This is a genomic window from Streptomyces ortus (genome assembly GCF_026341275.1).
GTDB lineage: Bacteria > Actinomycetota > Actinomycetes > Streptomycetales > Streptomycetaceae > Streptomyces > Streptomyces ortus.
This window is the reverse complement of sequence record NZ_JAIFZO010000002.1, coordinates 3032005-3051398: the sequence shown is the minus strand read 5'-3', so window position 1 is coordinate 3051398 and position 19394 is coordinate 3032005. Positions and strand designations below refer to the sequence as shown.

24 protein-coding genes are annotated in these 19394 nt (G+C 70.9%); 13 read left to right on the top strand and 11 right to left on the bottom strand.

The features are described 5' to 3' along the window. Window positions 1-13 precede the first annotated feature (13 nt). Together K3769_RS16730 and K3769_RS16725 are read left to right on the top strand one after the other, a co-directional pair. The gene (locus K3769_RS16730; protein ID WP_267027222.1) at window positions 14-958 is read left to right on the top strand and encodes an amino acid ABC transporter permease; all 945 of its coding nucleotides are present in this window, start codon (window positions 14-16) and stop codon (window positions 956-958) included. After that, window positions 955-1764, top strand: a complete 810-nt coding sequence (locus K3769_RS16725) for an amino acid ABC transporter ATP-binding protein (protein ID WP_372514958.1) — start codon at window positions 955-957, stop codon at window positions 1762-1764. The genes K3769_RS16730 and K3769_RS16725 overlap by 4 nt, the downstream gene beginning before the upstream one ends. Before the next feature lie 120 nt (window positions 1765-1884). Here the strand turns inward: K3769_RS16725 and K3769_RS16720 are convergent, their stop codons facing one another. After that, the gene (locus tag K3769_RS16720; protein WP_267027221.1) at window positions 1885-2643 is read right to left on the bottom strand and encodes a class I SAM-dependent methyltransferase; all 759 of its coding nucleotides are present in this window, start codon (window positions 2641-2643) and stop codon (window positions 1885-1887) included. A gap of 98 nt (window positions 2644-2741) precedes the next feature. Between K3769_RS16720 and K3769_RS16715 the strand changes: the two genes are divergently transcribed. Beyond that, window positions 2742-3371, top strand: coding sequence for a CGNR zinc finger domain-containing protein (locus tag K3769_RS16715; protein WP_267027220.1), 630 nt, complete (start codon window positions 2742-2744; stop codon window positions 3369-3371). Here the strand turns inward: K3769_RS16715 and sodX are convergent. Then, window positions 3275-3709, bottom strand: coding sequence for a nickel-type superoxide dismutase maturation protease (sodX, locus tag K3769_RS16710; RefSeq protein WP_267027219.1), 435 nt, complete (start codon window positions 3707-3709; stop codon window positions 3275-3277). The two genes, K3769_RS16715 and sodX, sit on opposite strands and share 97 nt — an antisense overlap. A gap of 143 nt (window positions 3710-3852) precedes the next feature. Here sodX and sodN point away from each other — a divergent pair, with 143 nt between their 5' ends. After that, the gene (sodN, locus tag K3769_RS16705; RefSeq protein WP_030790542.1) at window positions 3853-4248 is read left to right on the top strand and encodes a superoxide dismutase, Ni; all 396 of its coding nucleotides are present in this window, start codon (window positions 3853-3855) and stop codon (window positions 4246-4248) included. A 178-nt stretch (window positions 4249-4426) separates the two neighbouring features. Here sodN and K3769_RS16700 read toward each other — a convergent pair whose 3' ends face one another. The 4 genes from K3769_RS16700 to K3769_RS16685 all read right to left on the bottom strand — a co-directional run bounded on the left by K3769_RS16700 (window position 4427) and on the right by K3769_RS16685 (window position 7278). After that, window positions 4427-4894, bottom strand: coding sequence for a hypothetical protein (locus K3769_RS16700; RefSeq protein WP_267027218.1), 468 nt, complete (start codon window positions 4892-4894; stop codon window positions 4427-4429). A 171-nt stretch (window positions 4895-5065) separates the two neighbouring features. Further along, the gene (locus tag K3769_RS16695; RefSeq protein WP_267027217.1) at window positions 5066-5452 is read right to left on the bottom strand and encodes an STAS domain-containing protein; all 387 of its coding nucleotides are present in this window, start codon (window positions 5450-5452) and stop codon (window positions 5066-5068) included. A gap of 252 nt (window positions 5453-5704) precedes the next feature. After that, window positions 5705-6433 carry a GAF domain-containing protein gene (locus K3769_RS16690; protein WP_267027216.1) on the bottom strand — a complete coding sequence of 243 codons (729 nt, stop codon included), beginning with the start codon at window positions 6431-6433 and terminating at the stop codon, window positions 5705-5707. Then, window positions 6430-7278, bottom strand: a complete 849-nt coding sequence (locus K3769_RS16685; RefSeq protein ID WP_267027215.1) for a GAF and ANTAR domain-containing protein — start codon at window positions 7276-7278, stop codon at window positions 6430-6432. The genes K3769_RS16690 and K3769_RS16685 overlap by 4 nt, the downstream gene beginning before the upstream one ends. 746 nt (window positions 7279-8024) lie before the next feature. Between K3769_RS16685 and K3769_RS16680 the strand changes: the two genes are divergently transcribed. The 3 genes from K3769_RS16680 (at window position 8025) to K3769_RS16670 (ending at window position 9803) form a co-directional block, all read left to right on the top strand. Then, window positions 8025-8783 carry a GAF and ANTAR domain-containing protein gene (locus tag K3769_RS16680; RefSeq protein ID WP_267027214.1) on the top strand — a complete coding sequence of 253 codons (759 nt, stop codon included), beginning with the start codon at window positions 8025-8027 and terminating at the stop codon, window positions 8781-8783. 191 nt (window positions 8784-8974) lie between these two features. Further along, window positions 8975-9388 (top strand): helix-turn-helix transcriptional regulator, encoded by a 414-nt coding sequence (locus tag K3769_RS16675; RefSeq protein WP_267027213.1) that lies wholly within the window; start codon window positions 8975-8977, stop codon window positions 9386-9388. 4 nt (window positions 9389-9392) lie between these two features. Next, window positions 9393-9803: a VOC family protein gene (locus K3769_RS16670; RefSeq protein WP_267027212.1), complete on the top strand. Its 411-nt coding sequence runs from the start codon at window positions 9393-9395 to the stop codon at window positions 9801-9803. Between the two features lie 52 nt (window positions 9804-9855). On the opposite strand, the gene K3769_RS16665 is transcribed toward K3769_RS16670, so the two are convergent. The 4 genes from K3769_RS16665 to K3769_RS16650 form a co-directional block, all read right to left on the bottom strand. Continuing rightward, a complete protein-coding gene (locus K3769_RS16665) occupies window positions 9856-10074 on the bottom strand; it encodes a hypothetical protein (protein WP_267027211.1) in 219 nt (72 codons plus the stop codon). A gap of 92 nt (window positions 10075-10166) precedes the next feature. After that, the gene (locus K3769_RS16660; RefSeq protein ID WP_267027210.1) at window positions 10167-10778 is read right to left on the bottom strand and encodes a GNAT family N-acetyltransferase; all 612 of its coding nucleotides are present in this window, start codon (window positions 10776-10778) and stop codon (window positions 10167-10169) included. Between the two features lie 204 nt (window positions 10779-10982). Further along, window positions 10983-12101, bottom strand: coding sequence for a family 2 encapsulin nanocompartment cargo protein polyprenyl transferase (locus K3769_RS16655; RefSeq protein WP_267027209.1), 1119 nt, complete (start codon window positions 12099-12101; stop codon window positions 10983-10985). 37 nt (window positions 12102-12138) lie between these two features. Next, window positions 12139-13545 (bottom strand): family 2B encapsulin nanocompartment shell protein, encoded by a 1407-nt coding sequence (locus tag K3769_RS16650; RefSeq protein WP_267027208.1) that lies wholly within the window; start codon window positions 13543-13545, stop codon window positions 12139-12141. A gap of 201 nt (window positions 13546-13746) precedes the next feature. On the opposite strand from K3769_RS16650, the gene K3769_RS16645 reads away from it, so the two are divergent. From K3769_RS16645 to K3769_RS16635, 3 genes are all read left to right on the top strand, one after another. Next, window positions 13747-13980 (top strand): hypothetical protein, encoded by a 234-nt coding sequence (locus K3769_RS16645; RefSeq protein WP_149511585.1) that lies wholly within the window; start codon window positions 13747-13749, stop codon window positions 13978-13980. A 133-nt stretch (window positions 13981-14113) separates the two neighbouring features. Continuing rightward, the gene (locus tag K3769_RS16640; protein ID WP_267027207.1) at window positions 14114-14704 is read left to right on the top strand and encodes an N-acetylmuramoyl-L-alanine amidase; all 591 of its coding nucleotides are present in this window, start codon (window positions 14114-14116) and stop codon (window positions 14702-14704) included. 31 nt (window positions 14705-14735) lie between these two features. Further along, entirely contained in the window at window positions 14736-15659 is a 924-nt protein-coding gene (locus K3769_RS16635; protein WP_267027206.1) for a 1-aminocyclopropane-1-carboxylate deaminase/D-cysteine desulfhydrase, read from the top strand. Here the strand turns inward: K3769_RS16635 and K3769_RS16630 are convergent. Continuing rightward, window positions 15656-17251, bottom strand: coding sequence for a Na+/H+ antiporter (locus tag K3769_RS16630; protein WP_267027205.1), 1596 nt, complete (start codon window positions 17249-17251; stop codon window positions 15656-15658). The two genes, K3769_RS16635 and K3769_RS16630, sit on opposite strands and share 4 nt — an antisense overlap. Before the next feature lie 61 nt (window positions 17252-17312). On the opposite strand from K3769_RS16630, the gene K3769_RS16625 reads away from it, so the two are divergent. The 3 genes from K3769_RS16625 (at window position 17313) to K3769_RS16615 (ending at window position 19380) form a co-directional block, all read left to right on the top strand. Next, a complete protein-coding gene (locus K3769_RS16625) occupies window positions 17313-17573 on the top strand; it encodes a UBP-type zinc finger domain-containing protein (protein WP_267027204.1) in 261 nt (86 codons plus the stop codon). Window positions 17574-17824: 251 nt separating this feature from the next. Continuing rightward, the gene (locus K3769_RS16620) at window positions 17825-18238 is read left to right on the top strand and encodes an ATP-binding protein (protein ID WP_055512819.1); all 414 of its coding nucleotides are present in this window, start codon (window positions 17825-17827) and stop codon (window positions 18236-18238) included. Continuing rightward, on the top strand, window positions 18235-19380 hold the full coding sequence (locus tag K3769_RS16615; RefSeq protein WP_267027203.1) for an RNA polymerase sigma factor SigF: 1146 nt from the start codon (window positions 18235-18237) through the stop codon (window positions 19378-19380). The genes K3769_RS16620 and K3769_RS16615 overlap by 4 nt, the downstream gene beginning before the upstream one ends. The last annotated feature ends 14 nt before the right edge of the window (window positions 19381-19394 follow it).

Sequence of the window (19394 nt, the reverse complement as noted above, 5' to 3'; positions counted from 1 at the left end):
AAAGGCAACATCCGTGACTGTTGACATCGACAAGACGGCCGGTCCCGAGAGCACTCCCCCGGGCGGTCCGGAGGCCATCAAGGCCATCCCGGTCCGCCACTACGGGCGCTACGTCTCGGCCGTCATCGCGATCGCGATCTTCGTCTCGATCATCTACGCGTTCGCCCAGGGCAAGATCAACTGGGGTGCCGTACCGGACTACTTCTTCGACGACCGCATCCTCAAGGGTGTCGGGCAGACGATGCTGCTCACCGTGCTGTCGATGGTGATCGGCATCGCGGGCGGCATCCTCCTCGCGGTGATGCGCCTGTCGAAGAACCCGGTGACCTCGTCGATCGCGTGGTTCTACATCTGGTTCTTCCGGGGCACCCCGGTCCTGGTGCAGCTCGTGGTCTGGTTCAACCTGGGCCTGGTCTTCCAGTACATCAACCTCGGTCCGATCTACAAGGACTACTGGTCGAGCTTCATGACGCCGCTGCTGACGGCGCTCCTCGGGCTCGGTCTGAACGAGGCCGCGTACATGGCGGAGATCTGCCGCGCGGGTCTGCTCTCGGTCGACGAGGGCCAGACGGAGGCCTCGCACGCCCTGGGCATGAGCCACGGCAAGACCCTGCGGCGGATCGTGATCCCGCAGGCGATGCGCGTGATCGTGCCCCCCACGGGCAACGAGGTCATCAACATGCTCAAGACGACCTCACTGGTGTCGGTGGTCCAGTTCGCCGAACTGTTCCGGTACGCACAGGACATCGGCCAGTCGTCGGGCGCACCCGTGGAGATGTACTTCCTGGCCGCCGCCTGGTACCTGGTTCTGACCTCGGTGCTCAGCGTCGGGCAGTACTACATCGAGCGGTACTACGCCCGCGGTTCGAGCCGCGCGCTGCCTGCCACGCCGTTCCAGAGGATCAAGGCGAACGTGCTGTCCCTGTCCAACCGCTCGGGCGGAGGAGTGAGCGCATGACCGCCGACGCGAACGTGACCAAGAGCGCGACCGGAACGGCCTCCGGTACGGCGATGGTGAAGGCCGAGGGCGTCCACAAGTCCTTCGGCCCGGTCGAGGTCCTCAAGGGCATCGACCTCGAAGTGAGGCCCGGCGAGGTCTTCTGCCTGATCGGTCCGTCAGGGTCGGGCAAGTCGACGTTCCTGCGGTGCATCAACCATCTGGAGAAGGTGAACGCCGGGCGGCTGTACGTCGACGGGGAGCTGGTCGGCTACCGCCAGAAGGGCGACAAGCTGTACGAGCTCAAGGACAGTGAGGTCGCGCTGAAGCGGCGGGACATCGGCATGGTGTTCCAGCGCTTCAACCTGTTCCCGCACATGACGGCCCTGGAGAACGTCATGGAGGCGCCGGTCCAGGTCAAGGGCGCGAGCAAGGCGCAGGCGCGCGAGCGTGCGGGCCAGCTCCTGGAGCGGGTCGGGCTGGCCGACAAGGCGGGCAACTACCCCTCGCAGCTCTCCGGCGGCCAGCAGCAGCGGGTCGCGATCGCGCGGGCCCTCGCGATGGAACCGAAGCTGATGCTGTTCGACGAGCCGACGTCCGCGCTCGACCCGGAACTCGTGGGTGACGTCCTCGACGTCATGCGCGACCTCGCGGAGTCGGGCATGACGATGGTGGTCGTCACCCACGAGATGGGCTTCGCCCGGGAGGTCGGCGATTCGCTGGTCTTCATGGACGAGGGAGTCGTGGTCGAGTCGGGCCACCCCAGAGAGGTCCTCACGAACCCCCGCCACGAACGCACACAGTCGTTCCTGTCAAAGGTCCTGTAGCGACCCCTCCAGCCCGTCCGGCGTTTGAGGACGAGCGCGAAGCGCGATAGGGGGGCGAGGGGGCGCAGCCCCCATGAGTGGTCGGGAACGGGAAGGGGCGGCGGGGGCGAGGAATATCGGCTACCGGACGGCGAGGACCAGCGCGTCGGACGGCGACCGCCACACCTCCCGCGCCTCCCCGAACCCCGCCGCCCGCAGCGCCCCCACATGCCACGAGGCAGACGGAGTATCCCCCTCCGCATGCTCCCCGTAGATCGCGAACCGCCGCGCGGTCGGCTCGGCCAGCACAGGATCCGCAGCGGCCAGCCGCCACCACGCCGCCCAGTCGAGCGCCCCCGCCGCCGTGGCCGCCTCCAACCGCGCATGCCGCTGCGCCCGGTCCGCCGCGTTGATCAGCGGAGTCGTCTCATCGACCATGTGGTCCGCGTTCATGAACACGCCCCCCTCCCGGACGACCCCGGCGACCTGCCCGTACAGCACCGCCAGCGGCTCAGCGTGCAGCCAGTGCAGCGCGGTCGCGGTGAGGACCGCGTCGTAGGACTCGTACGGCAGCAGTGAGACCCACTCGGGGTCCTTGAGGTCCGCCGTGACGAACGTGACCCGCTCGTCGCCCGCGAACGTGCCCTCGGCGATGGCCAGGAGCGCCGGATCGAGATCGACACCGGTACTGACCGCCTTCGGGAACCTTTCGAGGAGCCGGGCCGTGATACTTCCCGTACCGCACGCGAGGTCCAGGACCCGCGGCTCGGGGCCCACCAGTGCCTCGACCATGTCGAGCATGACCCGGAACCGCTCCTCGCGGTCCGGGAGGTAGCACTCCTGCTGCCGGTCCCAGCTCTCCTGCCAGGCCTGCCAGTCGGACCCGAGGGTGGTCGTCATGAAAGCCCCTTTCCCCTCCAGGATGTAATACCCTGGAGACGCCATCAGCCATTACGTGCCCGCACCACGACCATAGAGCGCCCTCGTAAGGACTACAAGTGGAACTGGCCTATTACTCGGATTACGCCGTCCGTCTCGTCAACAGCGAGGAGCCGGCCCGGGGCAAGGACACGCTCACCTCGGTCGGGGCCGTTCGTGACCTCTTCGAGGGCAACTCCTCGGCGGCCCGCCGCGCCAACGACTCGGACGTGACCCGCTTCCGCGGCGTACGGGCCAGACTGCGGGCGGTCTTCGAGGCGGCCGACGGCGGCGACGAGACGCTCGCCGTGGACCTGCTGAACTCGCTGCTGCTGGAGTTCCCGGTGAGCCCGCAGATCTCGGGCCACGACTTCCGGGACGACAACGGCCGCCCGCTGTGGCACATGCACCTGGCGGACCACCCGTCGAACGCGACCGCCGGTTACGCCGCGATCGCCGCGATGGGCCTGGCCTTCCACCTCACCGAGTACGGCGTGGACCGCCTGGGCCTGTGCGAGGCACCGCCGTGCCGCAACGCCTACCTCGACACCTCGACGAACCGCTCCCGGCGCTACTGCTCGGACCGCTGCGCGACCCGGGCGAACGTCGCCGCCTACCGCGCCCGCAAGCGCCTGGAGGCGGACCGGCCGGAGAGCACCGGCCGGGCGGCCGACCACACCCAGCGGGCCGCCGCCAACGGCGAGCGCTGACCCCGCTGCGGCGGCCGGTACCGGAACCGCACCTTCCCGAGGACCAGCTCCTCGGGCACGGTTCCGTAGTCCCTGCTGTCCCCGCCGGCGAACGAGTTGTCGCCCAGCACCCACCAGCCGCCCTCGCGCCGCTCGGCCGCGCGCTTCACGACCAGCAGGTCCTGCTGGAAGGGATGGCGCAGGACGACGACGTCACCGGGCCTGATCCTGGCCCCGTACTGCACGACGAGCTGATCCCCGTGCAGCAGCGTGGGCGCCATGGACGGCCCCGTCACCTCGGCGGCCCCGAACGGCAGGACGCCCCTCACGCGCTCGGTCTCCTGTGACAGCTCCGGCATCCCGGCACCTCCCCGTCCTATCCTCCACGAGTCCCAGTCTGACCCCGGACTTTTGTCCTAAGCCCATGGGGGCACTCGCGAAAAGCCGTCCCTCACGGAGTAATGTCCCACCTGAGAAGACGATCACGAGGAAGGACAGCTCAATGCTTTCCCGCCTGTTTGCCCCCAAGGTCAAGGTCAGCGCACACTGCGACCTGCCCTGCGGTGTGTACGACCCCGCCCAGGCCCGCATCGAGGCGGAGTCGGTGAAGGCCGTCCAGGAAAAGATGGCCGCCAACGACGACGCGCACTTCCAGGCCCGCGCCACCGTCATCAAGGAGCAGCGCGCCGAGCTCGCCAAGCATCACGTCTCGGTGCTGTGGAGCGACTACTTCAAGCCCCCGCACTTCGAGAAGTACCCGGAGCTGCACCAGCTGGTCAACGACGCCCTCAAGGCCCTCTCGGCCGCGAAGGCCTCGACCGACCCGGCGACGGGCCAGAAGGCTCTCGACTACATCGCCCAGATCGACAAGATCTTCTGGGAGACGAAGAAGGCCTGACCTCGCGTCACGCTCTCTGACCTGCGGTCGCTCCGGCCGCAGCGCCTTCCTGACCGCACCCGGTCCGCAGGCCGCCCCACACGGCGTCCACCGCGGTCCGGGTGCGGTCGTTTCTTCTGCCTCCCGTACTTGCTGCCCCGGCCGCACGGGACCGGTCCCGCCCGCCGGTTCGCGGATCTCATCGGTTCTGCGGCATGTGGCCCGGACTCCGCAGAGGGACCCGCCGGCCCATGAGCATGGGGTGGGTCATGGCCAGGAACCACGTGTCGGACCTGACGTCGAGCCCCCGGGCCTCGGCTATCCGCCGGCACTCGCGCACGTCGTCGAAGCCGACGATCCAGCGGGGCCGCGCGACGGCGGTGACACTGTGCACCTCGTGCCGTGAGTCGCTCAGGTCGTCGGTCTGCAGCGCGACGAGTCTGCGCGGGGAGATCACCTCGGACAGCGCCCGGGCGACGGGACTGTACTCGGGCAGCAGCGCCACCGGTTCGCCGTCGAAGTGCACCAGCCCGACCAGCTCGATACGGGGCAGACCCCGGCGGGTGACGGCCAGCCGGGCGGCCGGGGTGCGGGCCAGGACCTCCCGGCACTCCTGCTCGCTCAGCCGGGCCCGGTGGTCCGGCTCGCTCCGCTCACGCTCGTCCACGCCTCGGCCCTCCGCCGGCGCCCGCGCACGCCGACATGGGCGCACTCGGATCGCGTCCGATGTGGGGGTGCCTGCCGGGGTCCCGGGCCGACGCTCCGGACCGGCTGAACCGGCGCGGGAGCGCGTACTCACTCTCGTACGGCGATCGGGCCCCGGCAAGGCGCTGTCCGGTCAGGCGGGAACACCGCGCCCGGAGGCCTTGTCGCACGGCGACCCCGGTTCGTCGAGGAAGATGAAGGTGCGCTCGAGCCGGGAGAGCCGCAGGACGCGACGGACCTTGGCGGGGGTGCGGGCGAGCCGCAGTTCGAGGCCGCTCGGGCACGTCCGGTTCCTGAGGCGGACCAGCAGGCGCAGACCGCCGGCGTCCAGGAAGGTCACCGCGCCGAGATCCACGACGACGCCGGTGAGGGCCGGATCCCGGTGCAGGTCGAGGAGTTCGGTCATTCGCGGGAACAGTTCCTGGTCGGCCCAGGCGTCCAGTTCGCCCCGTGGCAGGAGTATCAGCGTGTCGCCTGTGATCCGGTGGCGCAGGCCGAAGGTGACGTGATGGGTGCCCATGGCCCACCTCAGTGATCTTTCCAGGAGTGTTCTCTCCGGGAAGCACGGAAACGCGAGGGCGCGGCTGGGGGGACGCGCGGCGGACGCCACCGAGGTCTTGGGCGGCACCGAAGTGCTACTCACCATCGTGCCCGGTCACGCGCGGTCGTACGCCGTATACAGGGTGGTTCTTGTTGGTGGTTGCACGCATCGACCGCCCCCTGCGCACGCCGTCGCGCGAAGGGCGTGCGCGGCGGCTCGCGCCGACCGGTGTCACTCCAGGGCGGCGAGTACAAGGGCCGGTTCGAGAGTGCGGCGGACCAGTGCCTGGGCGGTCGAGGTCAGCCGGTTGCCGTTGAGGCCGCTGTAGGCGAGCAGGGCCTCCATCGCACGCGCGGGTTCGAGCTGCCCGTGCTCGGCGAGCATCCCCTGCGCCATCTCGACGGTGGCCTTGGCCGCGACGGCCGCCTGGACGTGGGTAAGGATGTCCATGGGCCTGGCGGGGTCCGGGCTCCAGTGGACCAGCGCCACGGCGGCCACGTCGGCGAGCGCCTGGGCGAGGCGCAGGCCGCCCGGCGGCAGCCCGGCCGGCGCGCTGAGCAGGAGACTCACGGAACCGATGGTCTGGCGGTTCACCCTCAGCGGCACCGCGTGCGCGGCGCCGTAACCGGCTTGCCTGGCCTGGGCCGAGAAGCGCGGCCAGCGGTCGCCGGATTCGTCGAGCCGGACGGCGTCCACCGGCAGCCGGGTCCGGTAGGAGTCCCGGCCGGGGCCTTCCCGGGTCTGCGTCTGCACCAGCTCGGCCCCGTCCGCATGGGCGGAGACCGACATCGTACGGAGGTCGCCGCGGGCCGTGGCCATCATGACGCTGACCGTGTCGGCACCCACGATCGCGACGCAGTGTCCGGCCAGGCGGTCCAGCAGGACGACCGGGTCGAACCCGTCGGCCAGCGTGTCGGACAGCCCCACGAACGCCTCAGCGAGCTGCTCTTCACGGGTCATGACCGGTCACCGTCTCCTTCGTCTCCGAGCCGACCGCGGCCCCTTGGTTGATCGTCGTCGCCTTCTGGCCGGAAACGCAGAGTGCGGGCCAGGACCTCCTGTGCCACCTCGGTGATCGTGAGCCCTCCCGCGAAGGCGTGGGCCCGCAACCGGTCCAGGGCCTGCTCGGGATCCGCCCCGAGCTGGACCATGACCATGCCGACGGCCTGATGGACCTCGATGTGGTCGGCCTCCGCGGCGTCCACCCAGGACGCTACTCCAGCTTCGTCGCTGGACGAGAGGCCGTCCGAGGCAGCTTCGAGGTTCAGTACGGCGAACGTGACCGCGTCCCTCACCAGGAGCGCGATCCGCAGGTCACGCGAGGACAGGGCGCCGGCGGTGTCCCGGTAGAGATCGAGGGTGCCGATCGCCAGCGCGCCGGCTCCGAGCGGCAGCGAGAAGACCGCCCGGACGCCCAACTCGACGGCCTGCTGGGCGAAGACCGGCCAGCGACGCGCGTCCGGCCCTCCGGTGAGGTCGGGTGCGAGCACCGGGGCGGCCCGGTCGAGGGCGCTCTGGCAGGGACCGTCGCCCAGCGTGTACTGCGCCTCGGCGAGGAGTGCCGCCGTGTCGTCACTGGCGCACCACAGCGCCCGGGCGGTTCTGCTGCCGGTGATCGAGATCGAGGCGCCGGTGACGGGCAACAGGTCCACGCAGGCTCCGCACAGCAGCTCGGGCACCCTGTGCACCTCGCTGGAGGAGGCCAGGGCCGTGAAGGCCTCGGTGACCCGGCGACGGTCCTCGGCCTCGGACGGCTGCCTGCGCCCGGGCCATTCGCCCTCGCCGCCGCGGCTCTCGAACCGCATCGGCTTCACCTCCGCCCGGTCGCGCGACCAGCATGATCCACCAGTATCGCCCCTGCCTGCTCCCCCGGCGGGCCACCACCCGCCCATCGCGCGCTGTCACCTCACGACGCTCTCGCCCCCAGTCTCGCCCTCCCGCCCGGTATCGGCTCGTACCGGCGCGGACCCCCGCGGTTGCGGCGCACATCTGCTGGAGCCCGTACCGCCTTCGACCATGATGGCCCTTCGACCGTGGCCGCGCGCGACTCGGGCGGCCGTTGGTTCGCGGCTTTCCGGTCACGCCTCGGGGTGCCGTCCATGCGTGGCCGATCACCCTCTGTTCCGCACTGTCGGCCCGCATCAGGGTGACCGCTGCCGAGGACCCCGGCGCAGCACTGCGTACGCCTCGTACGACCGCCGTCGCGAACACGTCTGCGCCAGGGACTCCCCGCACCGATCCCCCTACGCCGAACGGGGAGTGATCCGGTCCCACGAGCAACCTGGTCGGCTACGTCACCGCGCGGCTCGCCGCGCGCTCGTCGGAGACGGAGAAACCGGGAACAGCCCCGTGTGACACGCCCTTTGTCCGGGACCGCAGAACCGCGTCCCGGAAATTGCCACCGTCCTAAACACACCGTAGTCACGCGGTGGCACCATGTGCTTGGCTGTCACCTGGAACGAACAACAACGCGGTTCAGCGGTGGGACGGGGGTACTCGGGGGCCGTCCGTTCCGGTTCGGCATTCCTTCCAAGCCGTCAGGAACCATGTGATGAGCACCGACCCGCTCGACGCCTCCCGCTCGCAGGAACTGGCCGCGAATCTCCTCACCCTGGTCGACGCTCCGGCCCGGGGCGAGAGCGAGGACCATCTCCTGCGACGGCTTACGCATGTCATGGTCCGCGTACCGGGAGTGGAGGCGGCTGCCTTCAGTCTGATCGGCCCGGAGGGCGGTCCCTGGCGGATGGCCGCGTCGGACGATCGCAGTCGTCGGCTGGAGTGCCTACAGGCCGAGTCGCGGGTGGGGCCCCTCCTGGACATCTCATGCGGCGGAGGCCCCCTCGCCAACATTCCGATGTCCCACCCGCACAGCCGGACCCGCTGGCCCCGCTTCACGAGCCGTGCCCTGGCCGAGGGCTTCACCGCCGTCACGGCCCTGCCCCTGGCTCATCGGGACCGTCCGCTGGGCGCGCTCGACCTCTACCACCAGTACGGCCGGCTGGAGCCGTCAGGCATCCGGTGGGCCCGGCTCCTCACCGACGCCGCGGCCGTCGGCCTGGCCCATCGCGATCTGCTGCGCGACGCGCTCGTGCGGAGCGACCAGTTGCAGAACGCGCTGAACAGCCGGGTCGTCATCGAACAGGCCAAGGGCATCCTCGCGGAACGCCTCGACTGCGACCTCCAGGAGGCGTTCGAGCAGTTGCGCGGCCATGCCCGCGCGAACCGGATGAAGCTCACCGATCTGGCCGCCCTGACCGTCGGCAACCCGTCCGACAGCTCGCCCTTCCCGCGTCAGCACCGGGCCCGCTGACCGGCCGCCGCCCGATCCGTCGCCCGGTCGCCCATACGCTGCTGCGCGAGCACGCCCGCTCCCACCGGCGCCGGATCTCGGCCGTGGCCCAGGAGGTCCTGGACGGCATCGGGGAGCTCGCGCTCTTCGGGCCCGCGGACTGAGCCGGCCGGTCCGGGGGCGCTGTCAGTGGGCCGTGGGATGCTGACGGCATGACCACGCAGGACCTGATCCGACTGCGCAAGGCACGCGACCGGATGGACCGTGAGTACGCCGAGCCGCTGGACGTGCCCATGCTCGCGCGCACCGCGCTGATGTCCCCGGGCCACTTCCAGCGCAGCTTCCGCGCCGCCTTCGGCGAGACTCCGTACGGCTATCTCATGACGCGGCGCATGGAGCGGGCGAAGGCACTGCTGCGGCGCGGTGACCTGAGCGTCACGGAGGTCTGCTTCGCGGTGGGCTGTACGTCGCTCGGTTCGTTCAGCTCCCGCTTCACGGAGCTGGTCGGCGAGACACCGAGCGCGTACCGGGCGCGCTCGCACGAGCCCGGGGCGTCGATCCCGGCGTGCGTGGCGAAGATGTACACGCGACCGGTGCGCCGAGCGGCGGCGAAGCCTCTAGCGTGAGGCCATGGACCTCAAAATCGCACAGTGCTTCATCTCGGTCGACGACCACGACCGGGCGCTCGCCTTCTACCGCGACGTGCTGGGCCTGGAGGTCCGTAACGACGTCGGTTTCGAGGGTATGCGCTGGGTGACGGTCGGTCCGCCGCTCCAGCCGGACGTGGAGATCGTCCTGGAACCGCCTCTCGCCGATCCGAACGCACCGGCGGCGGACCGGCGGGCCGTGGCCGAGCTGCTGGCCAAGGGGCTCCTGCGGGGCGTCATCTTCACCACGGAGAACTGCGACGCGACGTACGAGCGGCTGCTCGCCGCGGAGGCCGACATCATCCAGGAACCGATGGACCAGCCGTACGGGGTCCGTGACTGCGCGGTCCGCGACCCCGCGGGCAACCTGCTGCGCTTCACCCAGCGCAAGTGACGGGAGCCGCCACCGGCTGTCGGCGGCTGGTGGCGGCTGTGGGGTGTCGGGGTCAGGTTTCCCGTTCCGTGCCGGGGCGGGACTCCTCGGGCGGTGACCCCGGGCCGGTCATGAGCGCGGGCTCCTCCCCCGCCTCGTAGCTCGCGCACCGGGGGTTGTGGCAGGGGCCGGGGCCCCACACGGGCACGAAGACGCCCAGGGTCTTGTGCCGACGCACGACCGTGTCGACGGACTGCTCGCAGACCGGACAGAGGGACTCATCGCTGGCCATGCCCCCAGAATATTGCGGGACGGGTCGGGCCGACAGCCGGGCGGCAACCCCGGAATCAGCGCTTCCCGCTGTACGTCCGCTCGACCGCCCCCTCACCGGTCACGCGGCGGCGAGTGCGACGGTTCGCGCCACATGGGCCACATGAACGGCCCTGCGGGCAACGCCACCGGCCGGCCCGTGAACGCGAACCCGAGCCGCTCGTAGAGACCCCGGCTCCGCTCACCGCTCGCCTCCAGATACGCGGCCCGCCCCTCCCCGTCGCACCGTTCGAGCACCCGCTCGACGAGAGCGGTCCCGAGCCCCTCCCCCTGCCGCTCCGGTCTGACGGCGATCATCCACAGATATTCGTGAGCCGCGCCCGCCGGGTGCGCCTCGGCGGTCAGCCGGGCGACCAGCTCGACCCGTTCGTTGCCGGGATCGACGGCCGCGCGCAGTCGGGCCGGTCCCTCCTCGTCCTCCTCCTGCGGCCCCGCAGGTATCGACAGCCACAGCGCGCAGGCCGAGCCGTCCTCCGTGACGTCCGCGTATCCCGCGTCGAGCACGATGTCGAGGAAGGCCCCCATCAGCAGGGGATGCGTACGCCGCCGGTGGTCCGCGCCGGGAAAGATCCAGCTGCTCACCGGGTCGTCCTGGAAGGCCTCGTCCAGGAGCCGCGTCACCTCCTCACGGTCGGTCTCGCCCGCTCTTCGTATCGCCACGCCCATGCCCCACCCCTTTGCCTCAACGGCCGCTGTTCGCTTGGCCGTTGCAGCCTAAGGGCTGTCCCGCGGGCGATCACCCGGGCGGGGGTGGCGGGTCCCGCGCACCGTGGGGATGCGCGGGGCCCACCGATACCGGAGCCTCTGCGCCCCGCCGCGCCGTCAGGTGCCGCACGGGACGGAGAACTCCGGTGTCTCAGACGGCCTCCCTCATGAGGTCCGCCGGGTCACGAACTCCGCCAGCGACAGCAGGCCTTCCGCCGCCTCCGGGTCCGGGACCGCACGGAAGAGATGGCCCAGGGCCCGTGCCATCCGGTCGGCGGCCTGCGTCTGGGCCCAGTCGCGACCGCCCGCCCGCTCGACGGCCACAACCGTGCGCTCCAGATCGCCGTCGCGATAGGGAAGCCGGTACAACTCGGCGAGTTCGGCCGCGGCCGGTGTGCCGGAGGCGAGCGCCGCGACCACCGGGAGGGACTTCTTGCGGGCCATGAGGTCCGCGCCGGCCGGCTTGCCGGTGCGTCCCGGGTCCCCCCAGATACCGATCACGTCGTCGATGAGCTGGAAGGCCAGCCCCGCCTCGCGCCCGAACGCGTCCAGCGCCGCGACATCCTCGTCGTCCGCGCCCGCGTACAGCGCCCCCAGCGCGCACGCGCACCCCAGGAGCGCACCGGTCTTGGCCTCCGCCATGGCCAGCACCTCGTCCAGCGTGATGTCGTCGGGAGCACGACGCTCCATCGCGGTGTCGGCCTGCTGTCCCGCACAGAGCTCGACGACACACCCGGCGAGCCGCGCGGACGCCGCCGCGGACGCCGGATGGGGATCCTCGGCGAGCAGGCGGTGCGCCAGTGCCTGCAAGGAGTCCCCCGCGAGGACCGCGTCGGCGTCACCGAACACGGTCCACGCGGTGGGCCGGTGTCTGCGGGTGGTGTCCCGGTCCATCACGTCGTCGTGCAGCAACGTGAAGTTGTGCACCAGCTCCGCCGCGGCGGCCGCCCGTACGGCCGCCGTCCGTTGGCCGCCGAGTGCCCCGGCCGCGGCCAGTACGAGCGCGGGGCGGATGGCCTTGCCCGCGTTCCCCGCCGCCGGGGTACCGTCCGCGTGCTCCCACCCGAAGTGATGGAGCGCGACCCGGCGCAGCGGGCCGGGCAGCGACTCGACGGCCCGGCGCAGTTCCGGTTCGACCGAGACCCGGGCCCTGTCGAGGATGACGACCGCCTCCTGTCCGTCGGGCGAGCCGTGCGGCCCGGCAGGTGCCGGCCCCTGCTCCGGGACCAGCACCTCCCCCACCGTCCGTGCCCCGGCCCGCGTCTGCGTCCGCGTCTCCGTCATGGACTCACCCGGCAAGCCGCCCCGCAGGACACGGACGTCACCGCCAGCGGCCGATCTCGACGTTCTCCAGGACACCGAGCGCGTCGGGCACCAGGACCGCGGCGGAGTAGTACGTGGTCACCAGGTACGACATGATCGCCTGCTCGCTGATGCCCATGAACCGCACGGACAGGCTCGGCTCGATCTCGTCCGGGATGCCCGACTGCTGGAGTCCGACGACCCCCTGCTCCGCCTCGCCCGTACGCATGGCGATGATCGACGTCGTCCTGGCCTCGGTCACCGGGATCTTGTTGCACGGGTAGATCGGCACTCCGCGCCAGGTGGGAATGCGGTTGCCCGCCACGTCCAGTGTCTCCGGGACGAGGCCCCGCTTGTTGAGCTCACGGCCGAACGCGGCGATCGCCCGGGGGTGGGCGAGCAGCATCTTGGTGCCGCGCCGCCTGGTGAGCAGTTCGTCGAGGTCGTCCGGGCTCGGTACGCCGTCGTGCGGCTGGAGCCGCTGGTCGTACTCGCAGTTGTTGAGCAGCCCGAACTCGCGGTTGTTGATGAGCTCGTGCTCCTGGCGCTCCTTCAGCGCCTCCACCGTGAGCCGCAACTGCTGCTCGGTCTGGTTCATGGGCTGGTTGTAGAGGTCGGCCACGCGGGTGTGGATGCGCAGCACGGTCTGGGCGACGCTCAGTTCGTACTCCCGTGGCGCCGCGTCGTAGTCGACGTACGTCCCGGGGATGGCGGGCTCTCCGGTGTGGCCGGCCGCGAGGTCGATCTCCTTCTCGCCGTACTTGTTGGCGCGCTGGTGCGGGATCGCGCGCAGTTGCGCGAGGTGTTCACGCAGGGACTCGGAGCGCTCCGCGATCGCGTCGAAGTGCGTGCGGGGCAGGACGAGGACCGTGCACGCGGTGGTCGCGCGGGCCGTGTACTCCCAGATGGCGTCCGGGTCGAGGATCGCCTGCTCGCCGAAGTAGGCGCCGTCCGCGAGCGTCCCGAGCTCCGCGTCGTCGCCGTACGGGCCCGTGCCGATCTTCTCGACCCTGCCGTGTGCCAGCAGGAACACCTCGTCGGCGGGGCTGCCGAAGGAGGCGAGCACGCCGCCCGGCTCGAACTCCCGCTGTTCGCAGCGCGCGGCGAGCTCGGTGAGCACCTCCTGGTCCCCGTAGGTGCGCAGCGCCGGCAGTTCGCCGAGTTCGGCGGGGATGACCTGGACGCGGTCACCGGTCTTCACGAAGGTGACGCGGCCGTCTCCCACGGAGTAGCTGAGCCTGCGGTTCACCCGGTACGTGCCGCCCTGCACGTTCACCCATGGCAGCATGCGCAGCAGCCATCGTGAGCTGATCTCCTGCATCTGTGGTGCGGACTTGGTGGTCGTGGCCAGGTTCCGCGCCGCGGAGGTGCCGAGACTCTTCTGCGGCTGATCCTGGTCCGCGCGGATCTCTTCGCCTACCGACATGAAAATGTCCTCCCGATCGTGCAATGGGCTGCGACGCCCACACTTCCATCACGGAACGTGCTGGTGCTATTACACGAAAGAGGGGGAATGGATCTTCGCGAAGCGGGGCATACTGCGGGCGCCCGGCCAGGGCGGCCGGGGAACTCCAAGATCCGACGGCCCGTTGAACAGGCAGAACGCACGACGACGGAGGAGACGGCCATGGCAGGCTTCCTGGACCGAGCGAAGGAACAAGCACAGCGCGGCCTCACCCAGGGCAAGCAGAAGATCGACGAGGTCCAGGCACAGCGGACCGGCGGCGATCTGCTGAAGACCCTCGGCGCTGCCTATCTCGCGGAACGGCGCGGCAGCGGCTCCCCGCAGGCCACGCAGCAGGCGCTCCAGGCGGTGGAGAGCCACATCGCGACGCACGGGGACGGCTTCCTGCGCGCCTAGCGAACGGCGTCCGACTTCCCGCACGTGGCCCCCGGCCCGGGGAACGGATGGTCGGCGCACGGGAGTTGCGGGTACAAGCAGCGGTACGAGGCGGTCACGGCGGGTGGCCGTCGCGCCCTGTGAGGAGGCGGCCATGGCCTCACCCATGTCCGCGGGCAGATTTCTGAGCCGGCTCAAGGCGGAGGAGATCACCGTCGTCGAGGTCGGCGACTGGGAGCATCACAACCGCAACCACAAGGGGCCGTGGGGCCCGGTCCACGGCGTGATGATCCACCACACGGTGACCTCGGGCAGCAAGCGTACGGTCGAGATCTGCCGCGACGGTTACAGCGGGTTGCCGGGCCCGTTGTGCCACGGCGTGGTCACCAAGGACGGCCGCGTCCACCTCGTCGGTTACGGCCGGTCCAATCACGCGGGCCTCGGTGACGACGACGTCCTGCGCGCGGTCATCGCCGAGACGGCCCTGCCGTCGGACAACGAGGCGAACACCGACGGCAACCGCCACTTCTACGGCTTCGAGTGCGAGAACCTCGGCGACGGCGAGGATCCCTGGCCCGAGGCACAGCTCGACGCCGTCGCGCGGGCCGCGGCGGCGGTCTGCCGCCACCACGGCTGGACGGAGCGCTCGGTGATCGGTCATCTGGAGTGGCAGCCGGGCAAGATCGACCCCCGCGGCTTCACGATGGCCGCCATGCGGGCCCGCGTGCGCGCCCTCCTGCGGTGACGGCCGGGCCTCCCGCGCCGACAATGGGGAGGTGACCGGCCCCGACATCCCCGAAGCAGCCACCCCCGACCCGGACCTCGGCGTCCTGCGACCGCGGCTGCCGTCGCCGCTGCGGGAGGTCGTGGACGAGCGCTTCGCGCGCCACGGGGTGCGGCTGCTGCTCAAGCGGGACGACCTGATCCACCCGGAGCTGATCGGCAACAAGTGGCGCAAGCTGGCCCCGAACCTGCGCGCGGCGGCCGGCCGTACGGTCCTGACCTTCGGCGGCGCGTACTCGAACCATCTGCGGGCCACCGCGGCGGCCGGGCGCCTCCTTGGCCTGCCCACCGTCGGCGTGGTCCGCGGCCAGGAGCTCGCCGACCGCCCTCTGAACCCGTCCCTCGCCCGGTGCGCCGCCGACGGCATGCGGCTCCATTTCATCGACAGATCGACATACCGCCGCAAGAGCGAGCCGGAGACCCTGGCCGCGCTCCTGCGCTCGACCGCCTGCGAGGACGCGTACGTGATCCCGGAGGGCGGCAGCAACGCCCTCGCCGTGCGCGGCTGCACGGCGCTCGGCGAGGAGCTGGGCGAGCACGCCGACGTCGTCGCGCTGGCCTGCGGCACGGGCGGCACCCTGGCGGGGCTGGCGGGCGGCCTCCCGCCCGGCGGGCGCGCGCTGGGCATACCGGTCCTCAGGGGCGGCTTCCTGAGCGCCGGCATACGCGCCCTCCAGGAGGAGGCGTTCGGCGGCCCGCGCGGCGACTGGTCCCTCGACGACCGGTTCCACTTCGGCGGCTACGCCCGTACGCCTCCCGAACTCGACGCGTTCGCCGACGACTTCGAGCAGCGCCACGACCTGCCCGTCGAACGTCTCTATGTCGCCAAGTCGCTGTACGGACTCGTCACACTCGCGGCGGAGGGCGCGTTCACGCGCGGGACGACGGTCGCGGCCGTGATCACGGGCCGCCCTTAGGTCCCCTCGCGGAACGCGGCGGCCTCCTCCAGGTCCAGGCGCCGCAGGAGGGTCCGCAGCATCTCGTCGTCGATGAAGCGGCCGTCCCGCAGCTTCACGAACACCGCGCGCTCGGCGCCGATCATCTCCCGGGACAGCCGCCGGTACGTGTCGTCCACGGTCTCGCCGGTGACGGTGTTGACCTGCCCGAGCCGTTCCCAGACGGCGTTGCGGCGGCGCTCGAGGACCGTGCGCAGCCGGTCCGCCAGCGGTGGCGGAAGGGTGTTGCGCTCGTCGGAGAGGAGTTCGTCCAGGCGCCGCTCGGCGGCCCGGGACGCCTGCGCCTGGGCGTTCGCCTCGGCGAGGGTCTCGGCCTGCTGGTCCCGCGCGGGGAGGTTCAGCACGCGGATCAGCGGCGGCAGGGACAGTCCCTGCACGACGAGCGTTCCGATCACCGTCGTGAAGGTCAGGAAGAGGATCATGTTGCGGCCGGGGAAGTCCTCGCCGCCGTCCGCGGTGAGCGGGATCGAGAAGGCGATGGCGAGCGAGACCACGCCTCTCATGCCGGCCCAGCTGATGACGAAGGACCCCTTCCAGGTGGGGTTCTCCTCCCGTTTCCTGATCCGCGCGGACAGCAGGCGCGGCAGGTAGGTCGCGGGGTACACCCAGGCGAAGCGAGTCGCGACGACGATCACGAAGAGGGCCACCGCGTACCAGGCCGCGCGCGCTCCCTCGTACTCGCCGAGGCCCCTGAGAATCACCGGGAGCTGCAGGCCGATGAGGGCGAAGACCGCCGACTCCAGGATGAACGCGACCATCTTCCAGACCGCCTCCTCCTGGAGCCGGGTCGCGAAGTCGACCTCCCAGTTGCGGTGGCCCAGGTAGAGCGCGACGACGACCACGGCGAGCACTCCGGAGGCGTGCACCTGTTCGGCGACCGCGTAGGCGAAGAAGGGGGTCAGCAGGGAGAGGGAGTTCTGCAGCAGGGCCTCCGTCAAGTGCGTGCGCATCCAGTGGATCGGCACCATCAGGACGAGTCCGACGCCGACGCCGCCCAGCGCCGCGAGCAGGAACTCGCCGATGCCGCCCGCCCAGGTCGCGCCCTCGCCGACGGCGGCGGCGACGGCCACCTTGTAGGCGGTGATCGCGGTCGCGTCGTTCACCAGCGACTCGCCCTGCAGGATCGTGGTGACCCGCGACGGCAGCCCCACCCGGCGCGCCACCGCGGTGGCCGCGACCGCGTCCGGCGGCGCCACGACCGCGCCGAGCACCAGCGCCGCGGTGAGCGACAGGTCCGGCACGATCATGTACGCGGCCCAGCCGACGGCGAACGTCGCGAACAGCACGTACCCGACCGACAGCAGCGCGACCGGGCGGACCTGCGCCCGCAGGTCGAGGTACGAGCTGTCCGTGGCGGCCGTGTAGAGCAGCGGGGGCAGCAGCAGCGGCAGGACCACGTGGGGGTCGAGGGTGTATTCGGGCACCCCGGGCACGTACGAGACGAGCAGCCCCGCCGCCACGAGGAGCAGCGGTGCGGGCACCGGAGTGCGGCGTGCGGCGCCCGCCACCGCGGCGCTGCCCGCGATCAGCAGGAGCAGGGGCATCACATGCATCGGTATCGGCCCGCTTTCATTTCCGCGCGGATTCGCGCACACCCGACGTAATCTGGCAATCATGAAACAGTGCACGCACGCCGACGCGCTGCCGCATCCGGAACCCGCGCCGCTGAGCGACACCTGCCTCGAATGTCTGGCGGTGGGCTCGCATCCGGTGCAGCTGCGGCTGTGCCTGGACTGCGGTCATGTGGGCTGCTGCGACTCGTCGCCGCTGCGGCACGCGACGGAGCATCACAAGGAGACCGGTCATCCGATCATGCGGACCTTCGAGCCCGGTGAGAGCTGGCGCTGGTGCTTCGTCGACCACGTGCTGGTGTGACGTGGGTTCCGGACGGTTCGATGCTCTGACGTCTGGGTACGTCAATCCGGCGCGCGCTCTTCCCAATTGGGCCCGCAGACCCCTAGCCACTGTGCGTATACATAGGTTTACTATGAGTGACAGCAAGGGGTTGGGGTCCCGGGGACAGGAAACCTGAGAGCGCGATAGCGTCACCGCTGAAACACATGGCGCGTTACCCCGGGGGGCGACCCTCGGCCCCCGAAAGAGCTTGTACCACCTTGGAGGTGAGGGTGTCCCAGATCGCAGGCGAGCCCGCGACCCAGGACTTCGTGGAAGTCCGGCTGCCGGCTGCGGGTGCCTACCTGTCGGTGCTGCGTACGGCCACGGCCGGCCTCGCGGCGCGCTTGGACTTCACCCTCGACGAGATCGAGGATTTGCGTATCGCGGTGGACGAGGCGTGCGCGATCCTCTTGCAACAGGCGGTGCCGGGCTCCGTGCTCAGCTGTGTCTTCCGCCTGATCGACGACTCGCTTGAGGTGACTGTCTCGGCCCCGACCACCGACGGCCACGCCCCCGCGCGGGACACCTTTGCCTGGACCGTGCTGTCGGCCCTCGCAGGCAAGGTCTCCTCCTCGGTGGCCGATGACAAAACCGTTTCGATCAGCCTCTACAAACAGCGCGGCGCGGGACCCGGGCCGGCGTGAGGAACGGGGACGGGCCGGTGCGGGACGAAGAGCGCGGCACACGGGAGCTTTCCGTCGCGGGCGAAGGCGGCCCGGGCGGGCCCCGGCGTCTGGCGGAGGGCGTCGACGGCATCCCCGAGCAGCAGGCCCGGCCGCACCCGGAGGACGGCAGTTCCCCGGCGGCCGGGGCGGCTCGGGGAGAGCCGGCCGACCAGGACGGGCGCGAGGCGCTCTCCGGCAGTGACGGGCGACAGGATCCAGACGTTGCCGCGCAGTGGGGGTCCCCCCGGACGGAGTCTGGGGGGACGTCCTTGGAAGGGCGGCGGCGGGTGACGGGCGGGATCATGAGCGAGCAGCACGAACACGAGCGAAACGCCGACAACGGCGCGTCGGGATCACAGCACGACCCCCACAACAGGAGCGGGGCGCGGGCCAAGTTCATCGAGCTGCGCGAACTGGACGGCGCCAGCGCGGAGTACGCGGAGCTGCGCAATCAGCTGGTCCGCATGCACCTGCCGCTTGTGGAGCACCTCGCGCGCCGTTTCCGCAACCGCGGCGAGCCGCTGGACGACCTCACCCAGGTCGCGACCATCGGCCTGATCAAGTCGGTCGACCGGTTCGATCCGGAGCGCGGCGTCGAGTTCTCGACGTACGCGACTCCCACGGTCGTCGGTGAGATCAAGCGGCACTTCCGGGACAAGGGCTGGGCGGTACGGGTGCCGCGCCGGCTGCAGGAGCTGCGCCTCGCGCTGACCACGGCGACCGCGGAGCTCTCGCAGCAGCACGGCCGCTCCCCCACCGTGCACGAGCTGGCCGAGAAGCTGGGCATCTCGGAGGAGGAGGTCCTGGAGGGCCTGGAGTCGGCCAACGCGTACTCCACGCTGTCCCTGGACGTCCCTGACACGGACGACGAGTCCCCGGCCGTCGCGGACACGCTCGGCTCCGAGGACGAGGCCCTGGAGGGCGTCGAGTACCGGGAGTCCCTCAAGCCGCTCCTGGAGGACCTGCCCCCGCGCGAGAAGCGCATTCTGCTGCTGCGTTTCTTCGCGAACATGACCCAGTCGCAGATCGCCCAGGAGGTCGGCATCTCGCAGATGCACGTCTCCCGGCTGCTGGCCCGGACGCTGGCCCAGCTCCGCGAGAAGCTGCTGGTGGAGGAGTAGGCGCCCGTTCGTAC

Excerpts from the sequence above, each read along its gene's own strand:
- K3769_RS16725 (WP_372514958.1), top strand. The coding sequence starts at position 955 with ATGACCGCCGACGCGAACGTGACCAAGAGCGCGACCGGAACGGCCTCC.
- K3769_RS16720 (WP_267027221.1), bottom strand. The coding sequence starts at position 2,643 with ATGACGACCACCCTCGGGTCCGACTGGCAGGCCTGGCAGGAGAGCTGG.
- sodX (WP_267027219.1), bottom strand. The coding sequence starts at position 3,709 with ATGCCGGAGCTGTCACAGGAGACCGAGCGCGTGAGGGGCGTCCTGCCG.
- sodN (WP_030790542.1), top strand. The coding sequence starts at position 3,853 with ATGCTTTCCCGCCTGTTTGCCCCCAAGGTCAAGGTCAGCGCACACTGC.
- K3769_RS16695 (WP_267027217.1), bottom strand. The coding sequence starts at position 5,452 with ATGGGCACCCATCACGTCACCTTCGGCCTGCGCCACCGGATCACAGGC.
- K3769_RS16690 (WP_267027216.1), bottom strand. The coding sequence starts at position 6,433 with ATGACCCGTGAAGAGCAGCTCGCTGAGGCGTTCGTGGGGCTGTCCGAC.
- K3769_RS16685 (WP_267027215.1), bottom strand. The coding sequence starts at position 7,278 with ATGCGGTTCGAGAGCCGCGGCGGCGAGGGCGAATGGCCCGGGCGCAGG.
- K3769_RS16680 (WP_267027214.1), top strand. The coding sequence starts at position 8,025 with ATGAGCACCGACCCGCTCGACGCCTCCCGCTCGCAGGAACTGGCCGCG.
- K3769_RS16675 (WP_267027213.1), top strand. The coding sequence starts at position 8,975 with ATGACCACGCAGGACCTGATCCGACTGCGCAAGGCACGCGACCGGATG.
- K3769_RS16670 (WP_267027212.1), top strand. The coding sequence starts at position 9,393 with ATGGACCTCAAAATCGCACAGTGCTTCATCTCGGTCGACGACCACGAC.
- K3769_RS16665 (WP_267027211.1), bottom strand. The coding sequence starts at position 10,074 with ATGGCCAGCGATGAGTCCCTCTGTCCGGTCTGCGAGCAGTCCGTCGAC.
- K3769_RS16660 (WP_267027210.1), bottom strand. The coding sequence starts at position 10,778 with ATGGGCGTGGCGATACGAAGAGCGGGCGAGACCGACCGTGAGGAGGTG.
- K3769_RS16655 (WP_267027209.1), bottom strand. The coding sequence starts at position 12,101 with ATGACGGAGACGCGGACGCAGACGCGGGCCGGGGCACGGACGGTGGGG.
- K3769_RS16650 (WP_267027208.1), bottom strand. The coding sequence starts at position 13,545 with ATGTCGGTAGGCGAAGAGATCCGCGCGGACCAGGATCAGCCGCAGAAG.
- K3769_RS16645 (WP_149511585.1), top strand. The coding sequence starts at position 13,747 with ATGGCAGGCTTCCTGGACCGAGCGAAGGAACAAGCACAGCGCGGCCTC.
- K3769_RS16640 (WP_267027207.1), top strand. The coding sequence starts at position 14,114 with ATGGCCTCACCCATGTCCGCGGGCAGATTTCTGAGCCGGCTCAAGGCG.
- K3769_RS16630 (WP_267027205.1), bottom strand. The coding sequence starts at position 17,251 with ATGCATGTGATGCCCCTGCTCCTGCTGATCGCGGGCAGCGCCGCGGTG.
- K3769_RS16625 (WP_267027204.1), top strand. The coding sequence starts at position 17,313 with ATGAAACAGTGCACGCACGCCGACGCGCTGCCGCATCCGGAACCCGCG.